This window comes from Kineococcus sp. GCM10028916, assembly GCF_042674865.1.
GTDB lineage: Bacteria > Actinomycetota > Actinomycetes > Actinomycetales > Kineococcaceae > Kineococcus.
In genome coordinates, this window is record NZ_JBHTFM010000001.1 from 264839 (window position 1) to 283913 (window position 19075).

The 19075-nt window shown below is 72.5% G+C and carries 19 protein-coding genes; 13 read left to right on the forward strand and 6 right to left on the reverse strand.

Annotated features, from left to right (window positions below):
- Positions 1 to 8: 8 nt before the first annotated feature.
- Complete coding sequence (locus ACFQ46_RS01265; RefSeq protein ID WP_380256402.1) at positions 9 to 1613, reverse strand: methyl-accepting chemotaxis protein; 1605 nt, start codon at positions 1611 to 1613, stop codon at positions 9 to 11.
- 192 nt (positions 1614 to 1805) lie between these two features.
- Here ACFQ46_RS01265 and ACFQ46_RS01270 point away from each other — a divergent pair, with 192 nt between their 5' ends.
- Genes ACFQ46_RS01270 through ACFQ46_RS01285 form a run of 4 tightly spaced genes read left to right on the forward strand, consistent with a single transcriptional unit; the run spans position 1806 to position 3866 of the window.
- A complete protein-coding gene (locus ACFQ46_RS01270; protein WP_380256404.1) occupies positions 1806 to 2675 on the forward strand; it encodes an ABC transporter substrate-binding protein in 870 nt (289 codons plus the stop codon).
- 37 nt (positions 2676 to 2712) lie between these two features.
- Positions 2713 to 3072, forward strand: coding sequence for a hypothetical protein (locus ACFQ46_RS01275; protein WP_380256406.1), 360 nt, complete (start codon positions 2713 to 2715; stop codon positions 3070 to 3072).
- Between the two features lie 3 nt (positions 3073 to 3075).
- Positions 3076 to 3564, forward strand: coding sequence for an AAA family ATPase (locus ACFQ46_RS01280; RefSeq protein WP_380256408.1), 489 nt, complete (start codon positions 3076 to 3078; stop codon positions 3562 to 3564).
- 17 nt (positions 3565 to 3581) lie between these two features.
- Positions 3582 to 3866 carry a Smr/MutS family protein gene (locus ACFQ46_RS01285; RefSeq protein WP_380256410.1) on the forward strand — a complete coding sequence of 95 codons (285 nt, stop codon included), beginning with the start codon at positions 3582 to 3584 and terminating at the stop codon, positions 3864 to 3866.
- Here the strand turns inward: ACFQ46_RS01285 and wecB are convergent.
- A complete protein-coding gene (gene wecB, locus ACFQ46_RS01290; protein ID WP_380256412.1) occupies positions 3844 to 5025 on the reverse strand; it encodes a non-hydrolyzing UDP-N-acetylglucosamine 2-epimerase in 1182 nt (393 codons plus the stop codon). The genes ACFQ46_RS01285 and wecB overlap by 23 nt on opposite strands.
- A gap of 180 nt (positions 5026 to 5205) precedes the next feature.
- Between wecB and uvrC the strand changes: the two genes are divergently transcribed.
- The 9 genes from uvrC (at position 5206) to ACFQ46_RS01335 (ending at position 14394) form a co-directional block, all read left to right on the forward strand.
- Positions 5206 to 7230 (forward strand): excinuclease ABC subunit UvrC, encoded by a 2025-nt coding sequence (gene uvrC / locus ACFQ46_RS01295; RefSeq protein WP_380256414.1) that lies wholly within the window; start codon positions 5206 to 5208, stop codon positions 7228 to 7230.
- Between the two features lie 98 nt (positions 7231 to 7328).
- On the forward strand, positions 7329 to 8240 hold the full coding sequence (gene rapZ / locus ACFQ46_RS01300; RefSeq protein ID WP_380256416.1) for an RNase adapter RapZ: 912 nt from the start codon (positions 7329 to 7331) through the stop codon (positions 8238 to 8240).
- Entirely contained in the window at positions 8237 to 9319 is a 1083-nt protein-coding gene (yvcK, locus tag ACFQ46_RS01305; RefSeq protein ID WP_380256418.1) for a uridine diphosphate-N-acetylglucosamine-binding protein YvcK, read from the forward strand. Before rapZ ends, yvcK begins: the two co-directional genes overlap by 4 nt.
- A 91-nt stretch (positions 9320 to 9410) precedes the next feature.
- Positions 9411 to 10391, forward strand: coding sequence for a DNA-binding protein WhiA (gene whiA / locus ACFQ46_RS01310; RefSeq protein WP_328295985.1), 981 nt, complete (start codon positions 9411 to 9413; stop codon positions 10389 to 10391).
- A 162-nt stretch (positions 10392 to 10553) separates the two neighbouring features.
- Positions 10554 to 11558 (forward strand): type I glyceraldehyde-3-phosphate dehydrogenase, encoded by a 1005-nt coding sequence (gene gap, locus ACFQ46_RS01315; protein WP_380256420.1) that lies wholly within the window; start codon positions 10554 to 10556, stop codon positions 11556 to 11558.
- An 89-nt stretch (positions 11559 to 11647) separates the two neighbouring features.
- Complete coding sequence (locus ACFQ46_RS01320; protein ID WP_380256422.1) at positions 11648 to 12874, forward strand: phosphoglycerate kinase; 1227 nt, start codon at positions 11648 to 11650, stop codon at positions 12872 to 12874.
- Positions 12875 to 12906: 32 nt separating this feature from the next.
- Entirely contained in the window at positions 12907 to 13692 is a 786-nt protein-coding gene (tpiA, locus tag ACFQ46_RS01325; protein WP_380256424.1) for a triose-phosphate isomerase, read from the forward strand.
- Between the two features lie 44 nt (positions 13693 to 13736).
- Positions 13737 to 13988, forward strand: a complete 252-nt coding sequence (gene secG / locus ACFQ46_RS01330) for a preprotein translocase subunit SecG (RefSeq protein ID WP_328295989.1) — start codon at positions 13737 to 13739, stop codon at positions 13986 to 13988.
- Between the two features lie 55 nt (positions 13989 to 14043).
- Complete coding sequence (locus ACFQ46_RS01335; protein ID WP_328295990.1) at positions 14044 to 14394, forward strand: RNA polymerase-binding protein RbpA; 351 nt, start codon at positions 14044 to 14046, stop codon at positions 14392 to 14394.
- Positions 14395 to 14462: 68 nt separating this feature from the next.
- Here the strand turns inward: ACFQ46_RS01335 and pgl are convergent, their stop codons facing one another.
- The 4 genes from pgl to tal are packed head-to-tail and all read right to left on the reverse strand — an operon-like array spanning position 14463 to position 19039.
- Entirely contained in the window at positions 14463 to 15206 is a 744-nt protein-coding gene (pgl, locus tag ACFQ46_RS01340; RefSeq protein ID WP_380256426.1) for a 6-phosphogluconolactonase, read from the reverse strand.
- The gene (opcA, locus tag ACFQ46_RS01345; RefSeq protein WP_380256428.1) at positions 15203 to 16357 is read right to left on the reverse strand and encodes a glucose-6-phosphate dehydrogenase assembly protein OpcA; all 1155 of its coding nucleotides are present in this window, start codon (positions 16355 to 16357) and stop codon (positions 15203 to 15205) included. Before opcA ends, pgl begins: the two co-directional genes overlap by 4 nt.
- A gap of 22 nt (positions 16358 to 16379) precedes the next feature.
- Positions 16380 to 17921: a glucose-6-phosphate dehydrogenase gene (gene zwf, locus ACFQ46_RS01350; RefSeq protein ID WP_380256430.1), complete on the reverse strand. Its 1542-nt coding sequence runs from the start codon at positions 17919 to 17921 to the stop codon at positions 16380 to 16382.
- Positions 17918 to 19039, reverse strand: coding sequence for a transaldolase (gene tal, locus ACFQ46_RS01355; RefSeq protein ID WP_380256432.1), 1122 nt, complete (start codon positions 19037 to 19039; stop codon positions 17918 to 17920). Before tal ends, zwf begins: the two co-directional genes overlap by 4 nt.
- Positions 19040 to 19075 lie beyond the last annotated feature (36 nt).

Below are 19075 nucleotides of genomic sequence, written 5' to 3' on the forward strand. Positions count from 1 at the left end.
CCGGGGATTCAGACCTGGAAGCTGCGGACCGCCTCGTCGAGGCGGGCGGCCGAGCGCGCGACCTGCTCGGCCGCGTCCGCCGTGCGCTGGGCGTCACCCGTCGTGCGGTTCACGTCCTGCGCCATCCCCGTGATGGACCGGGTGACGTCGCTGGACCCGGCCGCGATCTCCTCGACGTTGCGGACCATCTCCCGCGTCGTCGCGGTCTGCTCCTCCACGGCGCTCGCGATCGTCGACTGGATCGCGCTGATGCGTTCCACGACCTCGTCGATGCGCCCGATCGCGACGCTGGCCGCGGCCGCGTCCTGCTGCGCCGCGGCGATCTTCGCGACGATCGTCTCCGACGTGCGCGCCGACTCGGTGGCGAGTTCCTTCACCTCGCTGGCGACGACGGCGAACCCCTTGCCGTACTCACCGGCGCGAGCGGCCTCGATGGTCGCGTTCAGGGCCAGCAGGTTCGTCTGCTCGGCGATGGAGGTGATGACCTTCACGATGTCGCCGATCTCCGCCGACGACCGGGCCAGGCCCTGGACCGTGCGGGCCGCGTCCCCGGACGCCGCGACGGCGTCATGGGCGACCTGGCTGGCCTCGGTGGTCGCCGCCGCGATCTGGGCGATGGCCTGTTCCATCTCCGCGCTGGAGTCGGCGACGGAACGGATCGTCACCGAGATCTCCTCCGACGCCGCCGAACCCGCGTCGGCCTGGGACGCGGACCCCGCGGCCCGGTCGCGCAGGTCACCGGAGACGCCGGTCAGGTCCGCGGCGGACGCGGTCAGCTCGTCGCTGGAGCGCGCGACCTGGGACAGCAGGCCCGACATCCGGTCCAGAGCGGTGTTGAGCGCTGCGGTCATCCGGCCGATCTCGTCGTGGCGACCGACCTCGCCGCGCTGGTCCAGGCGGCCCTCGGCGAGCGCCTCGAGCACCGTCACGGTCGCGCGCAACCGCCGGCGCAACGACGTCACGACCGTCACCGCGACCACCGCCAGCAGAGCGGCGACGACGGCGGCCGTGGCCAGCGTCAGCAGCTGCGCCTTGCGCCGGGCACCGTCCGCCGCGGTGATGGCTCCGGCGCGGGCGGTGGACGCCTGCTCGCGGATCTGCGGCAGTGCCGCGGCGACCGTCGTGGCCTGCGCGGTGAACGCGGGTACGGCCTCGCGGGCCGCGACCTGACCGGGGTCGGTGACGTCGTGGTTGGCGAGGGAGACGACCCGCTGGCCCAGCGTGACGAGCTGCTCGGACTGGGTCAGCAGCTGCTCGGCGGCCGCGCGCGTCTGCGGGTTGCCCGCCGCGGCCAGCTCGCGCAACGCCGATCGGAGCGCGACGGCGTCGTCGCCCAGCGCGGACATCGCCGCCTGCCGGTCGGTGGCGTTCGCCGCCACCACCGACACCAGCACGTCCGCGCGCAGGGCGGCCTGCTGCGCGTCGACCGTCTCGGCCAGGGTGGCGGCCCGCTCCGCACGCACCAGCGTGGTCCGGGCGGAGTCCTGGCTCGCGGAACCGACGAGGCCGATGGTGCCCACGGCAGCGACACCCACCAGGCCGGTGACCGCGAGCAGCGCGACCCGGGTGGCGAGACTCGTCGAACGGCGGGGGGCGGCGGTCGTGCTGGACATGCGGGGGCTCCTGACCGGTCGGTGGGGACCAGACCCCACGAGGTTCGGCATCGGCGTCCCGTCGCGGTGACTGAACCGGTTGCGCCGAGGAAGCGACACCCGAACGGGTGAACGGGCCCACCGCCCCAGCTGCCGATGGACACAGCGGGGGCCCCACCGGGCCCCTTCGTCGCCGGAGTCCGAGGAGCCACCGTGCCCGCACCGCTGTCCCGATCCCGGGCGCTCACCGCCACGCTCGTCCTCGCGGCGACCCTGCCGGTCCTGGCCGGCTGCGGGGGAGACGCCACCGCCACCGCCCCCGCCTCGACGGTCGCGGTCGACCTCCCCCTGCTCACGCCCGGGACCCTCACGGTGGCCACCGACGCCACCTACGCCCCGATGGAGTCGATGAACGGCACCGCGTTCACCGGTGCCGACATCGACGTGGTCACCGACCTGGCCCAGCGGATGGGCCTGAAGGTGACCTTCGTCCAGACCGGCTTCGACGACCTCATCGACACCGTCGGCGCGCACCGGGTCGACCTCGTCGTCTCCTCGATGACCGACCGCGCCGCCCGCCAGGAGAAGGTCGACTTCGTCGACTACTTCATCGCCGGCAGCCAGGCCATCGCCGCGGCCGGGAACCCCCTCGGCCTGGCCGCGCCCGACACGTGGTGCGGGCACACCGCGGCCGTCAACTCCGGCACGACCAACGGCGACCTCGTCGCCGCGCAGTCCGCGCTCTGCACCGCCGCCGGGCGACCCGCCGTCGCGATCGTCGACGTCCCCAACGGCAAGAGCGCGGACCGGGTCGCGGCGGGTGCCGCCGACTTCGGCGTCGAGGACTACCCCTCGGCCGCCGACCTCGTCACCACCTCGAGCGGCGCGCTCTCCCTCGCCGGGGACCCGCTGCAGGCCGCGCCCTACGGCCTGGGGTTCGCCAAGGACCGCAGCGACCTGCGCGACGCCGTCCAGGTCGCCCTCCAGCAGTCCATCGCCGCCGGTCGCTACGACGAGATCCTCAAGGCCCACGGCGTCGAGGCCGCCGCCCTGCGCACCACCGCGATCAACGGCGGCGCCTGAGGCCCGGGGCTGCGGGGGCGAGGCCTAGGCTGGGGCCGTGAACACGACGTGGTGGCGCACCCATCCGGTGGGGCACCGGCTCCTGGCCGTCCTGGTCTGCGAGGTCCTCTACCTGGGTCTCCCGGGCCGCGGAGTCCTCGCCCTGGTCTGGTTCGCGCTGGACCTGTGGCTGCTGCACCGCATCCGGCGCAGCAGTGGTCTGGCCTGGGTCGTGCTCCTCGCCCTCTCGGTCCTCGCCGGCGGCCTCGGGGTCGCCTCGCTCGTGGTGGTGGGGTTCGGCGTCACGGCCCTGGCCGCCGTCGTGCTGAACGTCGCCGTCGCGGTCCTGCTCCTCACCCGTCCCGTCCGCGGCTGGGTCGCCCGCTCGGGGTTGATGTCGCTCCCGGGTGAGCACTGAGCGGTGGGTGTGCGCAACGTCCTGGTGGAGGGGGTCTCCGGCAGCGGCAAGACCTCGGTCTGCCGGGAGTTGCGGCGGCGCGGTCACCACGCCGTCAACGGCGACACCGAACTCGCGTACCAGGGGGACCCGGTATCCGGTGAGCCCACGACCGGTCGCACCCACGACCACCACCTGTGGCGGGTGGACGAGGTCCGCACGCTGGTCGCGGACCGGAGCACCCCAGCCACCTTCTTCTGCGGGGGCTCGCGCAACCACGCGACGTTCCTCGACCTCTTCGACGCCGTCGTCGTGCTCGACCTCGACCGCGCGACCCTGATCGCCCGCCTCGCCGCGCGCGGCGACGACGAGTTCGGCGGGCGGCCCGAGGAGCGCGACCTCGTCCTGCGGGTGCACGCCACCGGGGAGGACCTGCCGCGCGACGCCGTCCGGATCGACGCCACGGCCCCGCTGTCGCGGGTCGTCGACGAGATCCTCCGCCACGCCGGCTGAGGCCTCATCCTGGTGGGGTGCTCTCCCTCGACCTGCACCCCGTCTTCCGCAGCGGCCGCGACATCGACAACGGCCTGCGCACGTTCCTGCTGCGGGCCGCCGCGAGCGGTGAACCGCAGGCGGAGATCGTGTGCGGCAAGGGGTCCGGGCAGCTGCGCGAGCGGGTGCTGACGTTCCTGAGCCAGCCCCACGTCCGCCGGTTGCACGCGGGCGCGGCGCCCGACCCGCACAACCCGGGTCGGGTCCTGGTGCGCTTCGAGCGCGCGGTCAGTGGTCCAGTCAGTAGGGAGCGACCAGCTTGACGATCGACTCGACGATGACCCGGCTGGCCGACCCGTCGCCGTAGGGGGAGGGAACGTCCAGCAGCGTCCGCGGGTCCTCGGCCAGCGCGGAACGCACCGCGGCGCCCAGGCGCAGGCCACCCGGGACCAGCGTGGCGAAGGTCCCCAGCACCTCCGGGCGTTCGGTGGACCGGCGCAGCACGAGCAGCCGCTTCTTCAGGACGCTGACCTCCTCCTGCACGCCACCGGAGTCGGAGACCACGAGGCGGGCCCGGTCCAGCAGCGCCAGGAACTCCGCCGGCGGCTGCGGTGCGATGGTCGTGAAGGCGTCGAGGAGGTCACCGAGACCGTTGCCGCGCAGGCGGTCCAGCGTCCGCGGGTGGGCCGGGAAGACGACCTGCAGGCCCTCGGCGACGACGCCGCGCAGCTCGGCGAGGACCTGACGCAGGACGGCCGGGTTGTCGACGTTCTCCGGCTGGTGGAGCGTCAGGAGGAGGTGGTCGCCGCGGATCCCGAGGCCGGCGAGGGTCCGGTCCTGCTCCTCCCGCGCCGGCAGCAGCTGCTGGACGGACTCCACCACGGTGTTCCCGGTCAGCAGGATCCGTTCGTCGGAGATCCCCTCGGCGCGCAGGTGGGCGACGGCGGTCGGGGTCGGGGCGCAGCAGAGGTCGGCCAGGTGGTCGATGGTGACGCGGTGGTGCTCCTCGGGCGTCCGCCGGTCGAAGCTGCGCAGACCGGCCTCGACGTGCACGAGCGGCAGGTCGGCGGCGTTCGCGGCCAGCGCGCCCGCCAGGGCGGCCGTCGTGTCGCCCTGCACGACGACGCAGGAGGGCCGGTGCCGCGCGAAGGTGGCGTCGAGCGCGACCACCGCCGCCCCCAGCTGGTGACCGCGCGAGGTCCCGCCGACGCCCAGACCGAGCGGGGTGGTGCCGAAGCCGAGCTGGGCCGTGACGTCGGACCACGTCGCGGCGTCGTCGTGCTGGCCGGTGTGCACGAGCAGTCCGGCCCCGCCGAGCCGGCGCACGACGTCCGCGAGCTTGATGGCCTCCGGGCGGGTGCCGAGCACGACGGCGACCGGGCCGGGAGCGTCCTCGCCGACGGGGAACCCGAGCGGTCGCCGCAGGCCCCGCGGACGCTCGGGCACGGGGAGGTCGGCGGAGCTCATCGTCGGGGTGGCCACGTACGGACGGTAGGCCGGTGGACACCCCCGGCGAGGTGCTTCCACCGCGATCCGGCGAGAGTTCACACCAACTGCGCACCCGTTGTCGCAGAACGTGTTCGGTCAGGAACGAAGCGTGCGTGAGCGACCACGAAGGACCACGAGGGGCCCGTGTCGGACCCGCGACCTAACCTCGTACCCGTGCCCGACCCCGCCACCTACCGCCCCAAGCCGGGGGAGATCCCGATCGATCCCGGGGTGTACCGCTTCCGCGACCCCCAGGGCCGCGTGATCTACGTCGGCAAGGCCAAGAACCTGCGCGCCCGGCTCTCCAACTACTTCCAGGACCTCTCGGCCCTGCACCCGCGCACGATGACGATGGTCACCACCGCCGCCAGCGTCGAGTGGACCGTGGTCACCACCGAGGTCGAGGCCCTGCAGCTGGAGTACTCCTGGATCAAGGAGTTCGACCCGCGCTTCAACGTCAAGTACCGCGACGACAAGTCCTACCCCTACCTCGCCGTCACCATGGCGGAGGACGTCCCCCGGGTCCAGGTCATGCGCGGGGCCAAGCGCAAGGGCACCCGCTACTTCGGCCCCTACACCCACGCCTGGGCCATCCGCGAGACGGTCGACCTGCTGCTGCGCGTCTTCCCCGTCCGCACCTGCTCCACCGGCGTCTACAAGCGCGCCGGTCAGGTCGGACGCCCCTGCCTGCTCGGCTACATCGACAAGTGCTCCGCCCCCTGCGTCGGCAAGATCAGCCCCGAGGACCACCAGGCCCTCGCCCAGGACTTCTGCGACTTCATGGCCGGCAACACCCAGAAGTTCGTCCGCCGCACCGAACGCGAGATGAAGGCCGCCGCCGCCGACCTCGACTACGAACGCGCCGCCCGGCTGCGCGACGACCTCGGCGCCCTCGACAAGGCCCTGGAGAAGTCCGCCGTCGTCCTGCCCGACGCCACCGACGCCGACGTCTTCGCCATCGCCGACGACGAGCTCGAGGCCGCCGTCCAGGTCTTCCACGTCCGCGGCGGCCGGGTCCGGGGCCAGCGCGGCTGGATCTCCGAGAAGGTCGAGGACGTCGGCACCCCCGAACTCGTCGAACAGCTCCTGCTCCAGGTCTACGGCGGCGAGACCGGCGAGGGCGTCCCCCGCGAGGTCCTTGTCCCCGAACTGCCCGCCACCGTCGAGAGCGACGTCGAGGACTGGCTCTCCGAACTGCGCGGCTCCCGGGTGGACCTGCGGGTGCCCCAGCGCGGGGACAAGCGCGCCCTGATGGAAACCGTGCAGCGCAACGCCTCCCAGGCCCTCGTCCTGCACAAGACCCGCCGCGGCGGGGACCTCACCACCCGCAGCCAGGCGCTGCAGGAACTGCAGGAGGCCCTCGGCCTCGACGAGGCCCCGCTGCGCATCGAGTGCTACGACGTCTCCCACACCCAGGAGACCAACGTCGTCGCCTCGATGGTCGTCTTCGAGGACGGCCTGCCCAAGAAGTCCGACTACCGCCGCTTCGCCGTCCGCGGCGACGAGGGCGGCGTCGACGACACCCGCGCCATGCGCGAGGTCCTCACCCGCCGCTTCCGCCGGCTGCGCAGCGACGAGGCCGACGACGCACGCATCACCGAGACCGACGACGGCGCCGAGATCGAGACCTCCGCCCCGGTCAGCGGGGAGGTCCTCGCCGGCATCGACCCCGACACCGGCCGCCCCCGCCGCTTCTCCTACGCCCCCAACCTCGTCGTCGTGGACGGCGGCCAGCCCCAGGTCGAGGCCGCCGCCCGAGCGCTCGCGGACGTCGGGATCGTCGACGTCGCGCTCTGCGGCCTGGCCAAGCGCCTGGAGGAGGTCTGGCTGCCGGGGGAGACGCACCCGATCGTGCTGCCCCGCACCAGTCCCGGGTTGTTCCTGCTGCAGCGGGTCCGTGACGAGGCGCACCGCTTCGCCATCACCTACCACCGCTCCAAGCGCAGCAAGGCGATGACGACCAGCGCCCTCGACGGCGTTCCCGGCCTCGGTCAGGCCCGCAAGACGGCGTTGCTGCGCCACTTCGGGTCGGTGAAGAAGCTCCGTGCCGCCTCCGCCGAGGAGGTCGCGGCCGTCCCCGGCATGGGACCGCGCACGGCGCAGGCCGTCGTCGAGGCGTTGCAGGGCGGCGGCACCCAGGCGGTCGACACCGCGGCGCAGCCCGCGGTCAACACGGCCACCGGGGAGCTCCTCGACTGACGGCCGGGACGGCCCCGCTGGAACGCAGGGTGATCGGACGACAACGACGAGTACCAGGCTCGTCGCGGGCGACACGCCCGGGATGACAGGATGGGCGAGTGCAGGACGCGGCGGACAGTACGAGCGACGCAGGGGACGGGGAACGGCAACGCCGTCCCGAACTCCTGATCATCACCGGCATGTCGGGGGCCGGGCGCTCGACCACCGGCAAGGCGCTGGAGGACCTCGGCTGGTACGTCGTCGACAACCTCCCGCCGCAGATGCTGGAACCGCTCGCGGAACTCGCCGCCCGGGCCGGGCTGACCATCCCGCGCCTCGCCGTCGTCGTCGACGTCCGCGGGCGCACGTTCTTCGCCGAGCTCACCGGCGCGCTGGCCGCCCTCGACACCCGGCACGTGTCCCCGCGGGTGCTGTTCCTCGACGCCACCGACGACGTCCTGGTGCGCCGCTTCGAATCCGTACGTCGTCCGCACCCCCTGCAGGGCGACGACCGCATCGTCGACGGCATCGCCCGCGAACGCGCCCTCACCGGCGAACTGCGCGCCCGGGCCGACGTCGTCGTGGACTCCAGCTCCTTCAACGTCCACCAGCTCGGCGCGCTGGTCGCCTCGCTCTTCGAGGCCGACCGCGCGGAGGACCTGCGGGTCACGGTCATGAGCTTCGGGTTCAAGTACGGGACCCCCGCCGACGCCGAGCACGTCGCCGACGTCCGGTTCATCCCGAACCCGCACTGGGAACCCGAACTGCGCCCGCTCACCGGCCAGGACGCCCCCGTCTCCGAGTTCGTCCTCGCCGCCGACGGGGCCGCGACGTTCCTCGACCGCTACGAGGCCGCGCTCGCGCCGGTCTTCGACGGTTACCGCCGGGAGAACAAGCGCTACGCGACGATCGCCTTCGGCTGCACCGGCGGCAAGCACCGTTCGGTCGCGATGACCGAGGAACTGGGCAAGCGGCTGCGCCGTGACGGGGTGCCGGTGCGCGTCCTGCACCGCGACCTGGGCCGGGAGTGAGCACGCTGCCCGAGCACTCGCACCCCTCGTCCACGAGCTTCCCGACCGGCATGATCCCCACCGTCGGGGCCGTGCCGGCGACGGGTTCCCCGCCCCTCACCCCGTCCGGGGTCGGCGCCTCCGGTGCGCCCGCCGTGGTCGCCCTCGGCGGCGGCCACGGGCTCTCGGCCTCGCTCTCGGCCCTGCGCCACCTCACCGACCGCCTCACCGCGGTCGTCACCGTGGCCGACGACGGCGGTTCCTCCGGGCGGTTGCGCCGGGAGCTCGGCGGCCTGCCGCCGGGTGACCTGCGGATGGCCCTGTCCGCCCTCTGCGACGACTCCGAGTGGGGCCGGACCTGGCGCGACGTGCTGCAGCACCGCTTCTCCAGCGAGGGGTCGCTGCACGGTCACGCCACCGGCAACCTGCTCATCTCGACGCTGTGGGAACTGCTCGGCGACGAGGTCGCCGGCCTGGACTGGGTGGGGCGCCTGCTCGGGGCCCGGGGCCGGGTGCTGCCGATGGCCGCGGTCCCGCTCGACATCGAGGCCGACGTCCTCGGTCTCGTCGAGGGCGCCCCGGAGGAGACCACTGCGGTGCGCGGACAGGTCGCGGTGGCCTCCACGACGGGTCGCGTCGCGAACGTCCGGCTCGTCCCCTCCGACCCACCGGTGCGGCCCGAGGTCGTCGAGGCCATCGGGTCGGCCGACTGGGTCGTGCTCGGGCCGGGGTCGTGGTTCACCAGCGTCCTGCCGCACCTCATGGTGCCGGGACTGCTCGCGGCGCTGACCAGCACCCGGGCCCGGACGTGCGTCACGCTGAACCTCGCCGTCCAGCCGGGGGAGACCGACGGCTTCAGCGCCGAGGCGTACCTCGAGGTCCTCGCGGCCCACGCCCCGGAGCTGGTGATCGACGCGGTCCTGGCGGACCCGGTGGCCGTCGGGGACGTGGACTCGCTGGTGCGGGTCGCGGAGGCCCTCGGTGCGGAGGTGTTGCTGCGCAGCGTGTCGATGGGCGACGGAACGCCCCGCCACGACGCGCTGCGGTTGGCCGCGGCCTACCGTGACGTCTTCTCCTCGCCCCGGTTCGCGGCGCGGTGAAGGGTGCGGTGGTAGTCGTGGGAACAGACGTGCGGACAGAGCGGCAACGAGGAGACTCACGCGTGGTGCGGGTGTCGGGGGAGGTCCAGTCATGGCGATGACGGCAGCGGTCAAGGACGAGCTGAGCCGGTTGCCGGTGACGACGACGGCGGCGCGCAAGGCCGAGGTGTCGGTGATGCTGCGCTTCGCGGGCGGGTTGCACATCGTGTCCGGTCGCATCGTCATCGAGGCCGAGCTCGACTCGGCCTCGATCGCGCGGCGCCTGCGACGTGACATCGCCGACGTGTTCGGGCACCCCAGCGACCTGCTGGTCGTCCAGGCGGGGGGGCTGCGCCGGGGGACCCGTTACGTGCTGCGCGTCGCGCGCGACGGGGAGTCGCTGGCCCGCCAGACGGGACTGCTCGACACCCGGGGTCGCCCGGTCCGCGGGCTGCCCTCGCACATCGTCTCCAGCTCCGCCCAGATCGCCGAGGCCGCCTGGCGCGGGGCGTTCCTGGCCCGCGGTTCGCTCACGGAACCCGGCCGCTCCGCCGCGCTCGAGGTGACCTGCCCCGGTCCGGAGGCGGCGTTGGCCCTCGTCGGTGCGGCCCGCCGCCTCGAACTGTCGGCGAAGGCCCGCGAGGTCCGCGGCGTCGACCGCGTCGTGCTGCGCGACGGCGACGCCATCAGCGCGCTGCTCACCCGACTCGGGGCCCACGACGCGATGATGACCTGGGAGGAGCGCCGGATGCGGCGCGAGGTCCGCGCCACCGCCAACCGCCTCGCGAACTTCGACGACGCCAACCTGCGCCGCTCCGCGCGGGCCGCGGTCGCCGCGGGCGCCCGGGTGGAACGTGCGCTGGAACTGCTCGGCGACGAGATCCCCGACCACCTGCTGCAGGCCGGTCGGCTGCGCCTGGAGCACAAGCAGGCCAGCCTCGAGGAGCTGGGTCAGCTCGCCGACCCGCCCATGACCAAGGACGCGATCGCCGGCCGGATCCGGCGGCTGCTCGGCATGGCGGACAAGAAGGCCATCGAACTCGGGATCCCGGGCACGGAGTCCGGGCTCACGGCGGACATGCTCGACGCCTGAGCGCGGACCCCCGTTCACGGGGAACGTGACGCAGGCCATAAGGTCGGGGCGACGCCGCGGGGCCGCGGCGCAACACCCTGCAGGACCAGACACAGGACCGGTACCGCAAGCACGAGACGCACCAGGCCCGCCCGGTCGAAGGTGCGTCAAGGAGGAGAGCGCATGACCACTCGCGTCGGCATCAACGGATTCGGTCGCATCGGCCGCAACTTCTTCCGCGCGGCACTCGCGCAGAACGCGGACTTCGAGATCGTCGCGGTCAACGACCTCACCGACGCGAAGGCCCTGGCCCACCTGCTCAAGCACGACTCGATCCTCGGCAAGCTCGCCGAGGACGTCCGGGTCGAGGGTGACTCCATCGTCGTCGGCTCGAAGACGATCAAGGTCCTCGCCGACCGCGACCCCGCCAACCTCGGCTGGGGCGCGCTGGGCGTCGACGTCGTCGTGGAGTCCACCGGGTTCTTCACCGACGGCGAGAAGGCCAAGGCGCACCTCACCGCCGGCGCCAAGAAGGTCGTCATCTCCGCCCCGGCGACCAACAACGACGTCACCCTGGTCATGGGGGTCAACGACTCCGACTACGACGGCTCGAAGCACTCGATCATCTCGAACGCGTCCTGCACCACGAACTGCCTGGCCCCGCTGGCGAAGGTCCTCGAGGACTCCTTCGGCATCGAACGCGGTCTGATGACCACGATCCACGCCTACACCGCGGACCAGAACCTGCAGGACGGTCCGCACAAGGACCTCCGTCGCGCCCGCGCCGCGGCCCTCAACATCGTGCCGACCTCGACCGGTGCCGCCAAGGCGATCGGCCTGGTCCTGCCGCAGCTCAAGGGCAAGCTCGACGGCTACGCGCTGCGCGTCCCGGTCCCGACCGGCTCGGCGACCGACCTCACCGTCACGCTGGCCCGCGAGGTCACCGTCGACGAGGTCAACGCCGCCTACCAGGCCGCGGCCGACGGTCCGCTCAAGGGCTACCTCGTGTACTCCGACGAGCCGCTGGTCTCCACCGACATCGTGACCGACCCCGCGTCGTGCATCTACGACTCGGGCCTCACCAAGGTCAACGGCAACCAGGTCAAGGTCGTCGGCTGGTACGACAACGAGTGGGGCTACTCCAACCGCCTCGTCGACCTCGTCAAGCTCGTCGGCTCCTCGCTCTGAGGTCCTGACACGTCGGCCCGGGCACTCGCGTCACGAGTGCCCGGGCCGTCGTCCGTCCGGACCCGGGCAGTCACGCGAAAGGAACACCCGTGAAGACGATCGACGACCTCGAGGCCCAGATCGGCGGCCTGGCCGGCAAGCGCGTCCTCGTGCGCAGCGACCTCAACGTCCCCCTCGACCGCTCCGGTGACGCTCCCGTCATCACCGACGACGGCCGCATCCGCGCCTCGGTGCCGACGCTGCGTCGCCTCCTCGACGCCGGTGCCCGCGTCGTGGTCACCGCGCACCTCGGCCGCCCCCAGGGCACCCCGGAGGCCAAGTACTCCCTGGCGCCCGTGCACGCCCGCCTCGCCGAGCTGCTCGAGGGTGTCTCCGTCGGCTTCTGCCCCGTCACCGTGGGGCCGGAGGCCAAGGCCGCGGTCGACGCGCTCGCCGACGGTGAGCTCGTCCTCCTCGAGAACATCCGCTTCAACGCGAGCGAGACCAGCAAGGACGACGGGGAGCGCGGCGCCTTCGCCGACGAGCTCGCCGCCCTCGCCGACGCCTTCGTCTCCGACGGCTTCGGTGCGGTGCACCGCAAGCACGCCAGCGTCTACGACGTCGCGCGCCGGTTGCCGCACGCCGCCGGTGGCCTCGTCGCCACCGAGGTCGAGGTGCTGAAGCGGCTGACGACCTCCCCGGAACGGCCCTACGCCGTCGTCCTGGGCGGCTCGAAGGTCTCCGACAAGCTCGGGGTCATCGACAACCTGCTCGGGTCGCTGCTGAGCGAGGGCGATCGCCTCCTCGTCGGCGGGGGGATGGTCTTCACCTTCCTCAAGGCCCAGGGGTACGAGGTCGGGACCTCGCTGCTCGAGGCCGACCAGCTCGACCGCGTCGCGCAGTACGTGCGGACCGCGAAGGACAAGGGCGTCGAGCTCGTCCTGCCCACCGACGTCGTCGCCGCGACCGCCTTCGCCGCGGACGCCGAGCACGACGTGGTCGCGGCGGACGCCATCCCCGCCGACCGCCTGGGCCTCGACATCGGTCCCGACTCCGGCGCCGCGTTCGCCGCCCGCCTCGCCGACGCGCGCACGGTGTTCTGGAACGGCCCGATGGGCGTCTTCGAGATGGAGCCCTACGCCCACGGCACCCGTGCCGTCGCGCAGGGCATCGTCGACTCCGGCGCCTTCAGCGTCGTCGGCGGCGGCGACTCCGCGGCCGCGGTGCGCAGCCTCGGCTTCGCCGACGAGCAGTTCGGGCACATCTCCACCGGTGGTGGAGCGAGCCTGGAGTACCTGGAGGGCAAGCACCTGCCCGGCCTCGACGTCCTCGACTGACCCGCCCGAACCGACGAGACGAAGGATCGACGATGACCCGCACCCCGCTGATCGCCGGGAACTGGAAGATGACCCTGGACCACCAGCAGGGCACCCTGCTGGTCCAGAAGCTGGACTGGACGCTGAAGGACGCCAAGCACGACTACTCGGCCGTCGAGGTCGCCGTGCTGCCCTCCCACACCAGCCTGCGCACGGTGCAGACGCTGATCGAAGGGGACAAGCTGTCCCTCAAGCTCGGCGCGCAGGACGTCTCCGAGCACGACTCCGGGGCGTACACCGGTGAGGTCTCGGGCGCGATGCTCGCCAAGCTCGGTGTCGCCTACGTGGCCGTCGGGCACTCCGAGCGTCGCCAGTACCACGGCGAGGACGACGCGGTCGTGCGGACGAAGACGGCGAAGGCGCTGGCCAACGGGCTGACCCCCATCGTCTGCGTCGGCGAGGCCCTGGAGATCCGCCAGGCCGCGCAGCACGTCGAGTTCACCGTCGGGCAGGTCACGCAGGCGCTCACCGGGCTCACCGCGGAGCAGGTCGCCGGTCTCGTGCTGGCCTACGAACCGGTCTGGGCGATCGGCACCGGCGAGGTCGCGACGCCCGAGGACGCCCAGGAGGTCTGCGCCGCGCTGCGCGCCGCCGTGGCCGAGCAGTTCGACCGGGCCACGGCGGACGCCGTGCGGGTCCTCTACGGCGGCAGCGTGAAGCCCGTGAGCATCGCGGCCATCATGAAGCAGCCCGACGTGGACGGTGCGCTGGTCGGCGGGGCCAGCACGGACGCCGCCGACTTCGCCGCGATCGTCCGCTTCCGCGACCACCCCGCGTGACGAATCTGCGGGAACACCGCCAGTGATGGCTTAGGCTGACCGGTGTGAGCGTGCTCCGCATCGTGCTGCAGGTCATCCTGGGGATCTCCAGCTTCCTCCTGACGCTGTTGATCCTCCTGCACAAGGGCAAGGGGGGTGGGCTGTCCGACATGTTCGGCGGCGGCGTGACGACGAGTCTCTCCGGGTCGAGCATGGCCGAGCGGAACCTCAACCGCTTCACGGTCGGTCTGGGACTGGTCTGGTTCGCCACGATCGTCACCCTCGGCCTCGTCGAGCGGTTCACCAACGAGTTCTGACCAGCCAGCACCGCAGCACGGCATCCACCGAGACTGAAGCAGGAAGAGGACCGACGTGGCAGGTGGCAACGCCATCCGGGGCAGCAGGGTCGGCGCCGGCCCCATGGGCGAGGCGGAACGTGGGGACACCGCGCCCCGCATCCGCATCTCCTACTGGTGCGCCAACGGGCACGAGACGAAGCCCAGCTTCGCTGAGGAGTCCGGGGTCGAACCGCCCGAGACCTGGGACTGCCCGCGGTGCGGGTTCCCCGCCGGCACGGACCGGGCCAACCCGCCCGCTCCGTTGAAGAACGAGCCGTACAAGACGCACCTGGCCTACGTGAAGGAACGTCGCTCCGACGCGGACGGCGAGGCCATTCTCAACGAAGCGCTCGACTCCCTGCGGGCCCGCGGTCTCATCCGCTGACCTGTTCTGTTGAACGCGAGAAGGCCCCCTGCGGTTCCCGCAGGGGGCCTTCTCGCGTCTGCGGTGCTTCAGAGGTCGGAGGCCGCGGTCTCGTCGACGAGCCAGAGCGTCCGTTCGGTCCCGAAGACCCCCGCCGCGGGGGTCTCGGAGACGTCACCGGCCGCGACCCCCCGGGCCACGGCGGCCGCCTTCTCGGCCCCGGCCGCCACGAGCCAGACCTGGCGGGCGCGGGCGATGGCCCCGAAGGTGAACGACACCCGCAGCGGCGGCGGCTTCGGGGACTCCCGGACCCCGATGACGCTGGAGTCGTCGCGACCCAGCCCGGGGTGGTGCGGGAAGAGCGACGCGACGTGACCGTCGGGCCCCATGCCGAGGAGCAGGACGTCGAACGCGGGGACCTCGGCCCCGCCCCCGAAGGCCAGCAGCTCGGCCGCGTAGCGGGCCGCGGCCGCGTCGAGGTCGTCCCCGTCCGGACCGTCGGTGGCCGGCGGCAGGTGCACCGTGGCCGGGTCCAACGGCAACGCGTCGAGCAGTGCGTCGGCGGCCTGGGTCGCGTTGCGCTCCGGGTCACCGCTCGCGAGGAAGCGTTCGTCGCTCCACCACAGGTGGACGCGGGACCAGTCGACGCTGTCGCGCGCGGGGGAGGACCCCACCGCGGCGAGCGTCTTGCCCCCGATGGTGCCGCCCGTGAGCGACACGTGCGCGATCCCGCGTTCGGCCTGGGCGTCCGCGATGGCCGCGAGCAACCGGCCGGCCGTCGCGGCGGCCAACACGTCCGGCGTCGCGTGCCGGACGACGAGCGCCCGGGTCACGCGGTGGCCTTCTTCGCCGCGGCGCGCTTGCGCGGAGCCGGCCTCTTCGCCGCCGGGGTCGGGCTGACCGGCGCCGCGAGGGTGAGTTCCTCGTTCGGTTCCGGCTCCGGCGGAGCGCCCTTCATGCTGCGCGAGACCTTGGCCGACTGCTGCTCGGCGGCGGCCTGGCGCTTCGCGGCGGCCGCCGGGGTCGAGAGCTTCCCGGCGGTCTGCGCGTCGCGGACGGACATGACCTTCTTGTTGACCTGGGGCAGGCCGTCGGCCAGGACCTCGCCGTAGACGTCGTCCGGGTCGAGACGGCGCAGCTCCTCGGACAGGCAGTCCTTCACCAGTCGACGCGCCAGCGACAGCCGGCGGTCGGGCTGCCCGGGCTGGGTGAGGGTGGCGACGCTCTGCTCCGGCCGGATCAGTTCCACCGCACCGGACTTGCGCTCCAACCGGACGCTCTGCACCCCGGTCCCACGCTTGGTGCGGGCCCGCACGACCGGTGCCTTCAGCTTCGCCGCGAGCCACGCCGCGAGGAGTTCGGTGCTGGGGCTGTCCGGGGCACCGGCCACCGTGATCGAGGTGACCGGCTCGTAGGGCGGCTGGTCCAGCGCGGCCGCGAGCAGCGCACGCCAGTTGGTCAGCCGCGTCCACGCCAGGTCGGTGTCACCGGCCCGGTAGCTGGTGCGGCGGGAGTCCAGCGCCTTGGCCGGGTCCCTCGCCTCCGCCGAGTCGGTGATGCGGCGCTGCGCGATGGCCCCGATGGGGTCGGTGCGCAGGTCGTCGGGCGCGGTCCCGGGCCAGTACGCCACGATCGGCGCGTCGGGCAGCAGCAGGGAGACGATGGTCGTCTCCCCGTGCTCGACGAGCGGGCCGTAGGCGCGCAGCACGATGACCTCGCTCGCGCCGGCGTCGCCGCCGACGCGGATCTGGGCGTCGAGACGGGCCGCTCCGCGCTTGTTGCCGCGGGCCAGCACGAGCACCCGGCAGGGGTGCTCGCGGCTGGCCTCGTTGGCCGCCGAGATGGCGTCCTCGGCGTGGGCGTCGTCGGTGATGACGACGAGGGTCAGGACCCGGCCGAGCGCGACGGCCCCGCCGGAGTCCCGCAGGTCGACCATCGCCTTGTTGATGGCGCTGGTCGACGTGCTGGGCAGGTCGATGATCACATCAGCTCCTGGTGGGTCTGGCTCACGGGCGCCGCCACTGCCGGCCGGACCGTTCGAGCATGGCGTCGGCCGAGGCGGGACCCCAGTTGCCCGACGCGTAGGGCTCGGGCTTGCCGTTGCGGGCCCAGAACTGCGTGATCGGGTCGAGGACCTTCCACGACAGTTCGACCTCGGTGTGGCTGGGGAAGAGCGGCGGGTCACCCAGCAGCACGTCGAGGATGAGGCGTTCGTAGGCCTCGGGGCTGGACTCGGTGAAGGCGTGGCCGTACCCGAAGTCCATGGTCACGTCGCGCACCTCCATGGCCGTCCCGGGGACCTTCGACCCGAACCGCATGGTGATGCCCTCGTCGGGCTGCACCCGGATCACCAGGGCGTTCTGCCCGAGTTCCTCGGTGGCGGTCTTCTCGAAGGGCAGGTGCGGGGCGCGCTTGAAGACGACCGCGATCTCGGTCACCCGACGGCCGAGCCGCTTGCCGGCCCGCAGGTAGAACGGGACCCCCGCCCAGCGGCGGGTGTCGATCTCGAGCTCGATCGCCGCGAACGTCTCCGTCGTCGAGGTCGAGGGGATCCCGTCCTCGTCGAGGTAGCCCTTGACGAACTCCGAACCCTGCCAGCCCGAGGCGTACTGGCCTCGTGCCGTCGACTTCGCGATGTCCTTGGCCGGACGCACGGCGGAGAGGACCTTGGCCTTCTCCGCGCGCAGGTCGGCGGCGTCGAAGGAGACGGGCTCCTCCATCGCGGTCAGCGCCAGCAGCTGCAGGAGGTGGTTCTGGATGACGTCGCGGGCGGCGCCGATCCCGTCGTAGTACCCCGCGCGGCCACCGATGCCGATGTCCTCGGCCATGGTGATCTGCACGTGGTCGACGTGGTTGGCGTTCCAGAGCGGCTCGAACATCTGGTTGGCGAAACGCAGCGCCAGGATGTTCTGGACCGTCTCCTTGCCGAGGTAGTGGTCGATGCGGAACACCGAGTCCGGCGGGAACACGTTCTCGACGACGGCGTTCAGCTCGCGCGCCGACTTGAGGTCGTGCCCGAAGGGCTTCTCGATGACGACGCGTCGCCACTGGTCGCCGTGCTGGGCGCTCAACCCGCTGCGCGCCAACTGCTTGGCGACGACGGGGAAGAACCGCGGCGGGATCGACATGTAGAACGCGTGGTTCCCGCCGGTGCCGCGGACCCGGTCGAGGTCGGCGACGGTCGTGGCGAGCTGGTCGAACGCCTCGTCGTCGTCGAACTCACCGGGGACGAACCGGAAGCCCTCGGCGAGCTGGGCCCACACGGACTCCCGGAAGGGGGTCCGGGCGTGCTGGCGCACCGAGTCGTAGACGATCTTGCCGAAGTCCTGGTCGACCCAGTCGCGACGGGCGAAACCCGTCAGCGCGAAACCGGGGGGCAGCAGGCCCCGGTTCGCCAGGTCGTAGATCGCGGGCATGAGCTTCTTGCGCGCGAGGTCACCCGTCACGCCGAACATCACCATGCCGCACGGACCGGCGATCCGCGGGAGCCGACGGTCCCGCGGATCGCGCAGCGGGTTCTCCGCGTGCGTCACCCGCGTCGGACTCACTGGGCGTCGACCTGCGTCTTCACTCGCTCCAGCTCGTCGGTGACGGTGGTGAGCAGCTCGCCCCAGCTCTTCTCGAACTTGTCGAGACCGTCGGTCTCGAGGAACTCGACGACGTCGGTGTAGGAGACGCCGAGACGCTCGAGGTCGTCGAGGACGGCCTGGGACTCGCCGTAGGAACCGCGGATGGTGTCCCCGGTGACCTCGGCGTGGTCGATGGTCGCCTCGAGGGTCTTGCCCGGCATCGTGTTCACGGTGTTCGGGGCGACGAGCCCGGTGACGTAGAGGGTGTCGGGGAGGTCGGGGTTCTTGACCCCGGTCGAGGCCCACAGCGGACGCTGCGCGCGGGCGCCGGACTCCTTGAGGACCTGCCAGCGCGGGGTCGAGAAGACCTCCTCGTAGGCCTGGTAGGCCAGGCGCGCGTTGGCCAGACCGGCCTTGGACCGCAGGGCCTTGGCCTCGTCGGTCCCGATCTCCTCGAGACGCTTGTCGATCTCGGTGTCGACGCGGGAGACGAAGAAGGAGGCGACCGACTCGATCTTGGAGATGTCGTGGCCGTTCTGCTTGGCCTGCTCGAGACCGGTGAGGAACGCCTGCATGACGGCGCGGTAGCGGTCGAGGGAGAAGATCAGGGTCACGTTGACGCTGATGCCCTCGGAGATCGCGGTGGTGATCGCGGCGAGACCTTCGACGGTCGCGGGGATCTTGATGTAGAGGTTCTGGCGGTCGACGGCCTTCCACAGCTTGCGCGCGGAGGCCTCGGTGCCGGCGGTGTCGCGCGCCTGGCGCGGGTCGACCTCGAGGGAGACGCGGCCGTCGAGGCCGTCGGTGCGGTCGAAGACCGGCTTGAGCACGTCGCACGCCTTGCGGACGTCCTCGGTGGTGATCTGGAAGACGGCTTCCTCGGTGTCGGCGCCGGCGGCGACGAGCTCCTTCACCTGGTCGGTGTAGCGGTCGCCCTTGCTCAGCGCGCTCGCGAAGATCGTCGGGTTCGAGGTGACGCCCAGGACGCCGGCCTCGACGAGGCGGCCGAGTTCACCGCCGTCGGTCAGCTCGCGGGAGAGGTCGTCCAGCCAGACCGACACGCCGTGTTCGTGCAGGGTCTCGAGGTTGTTGCTCATGAGGTGCTCCGTTCCATCGTCCACTGGGTGGGTGGG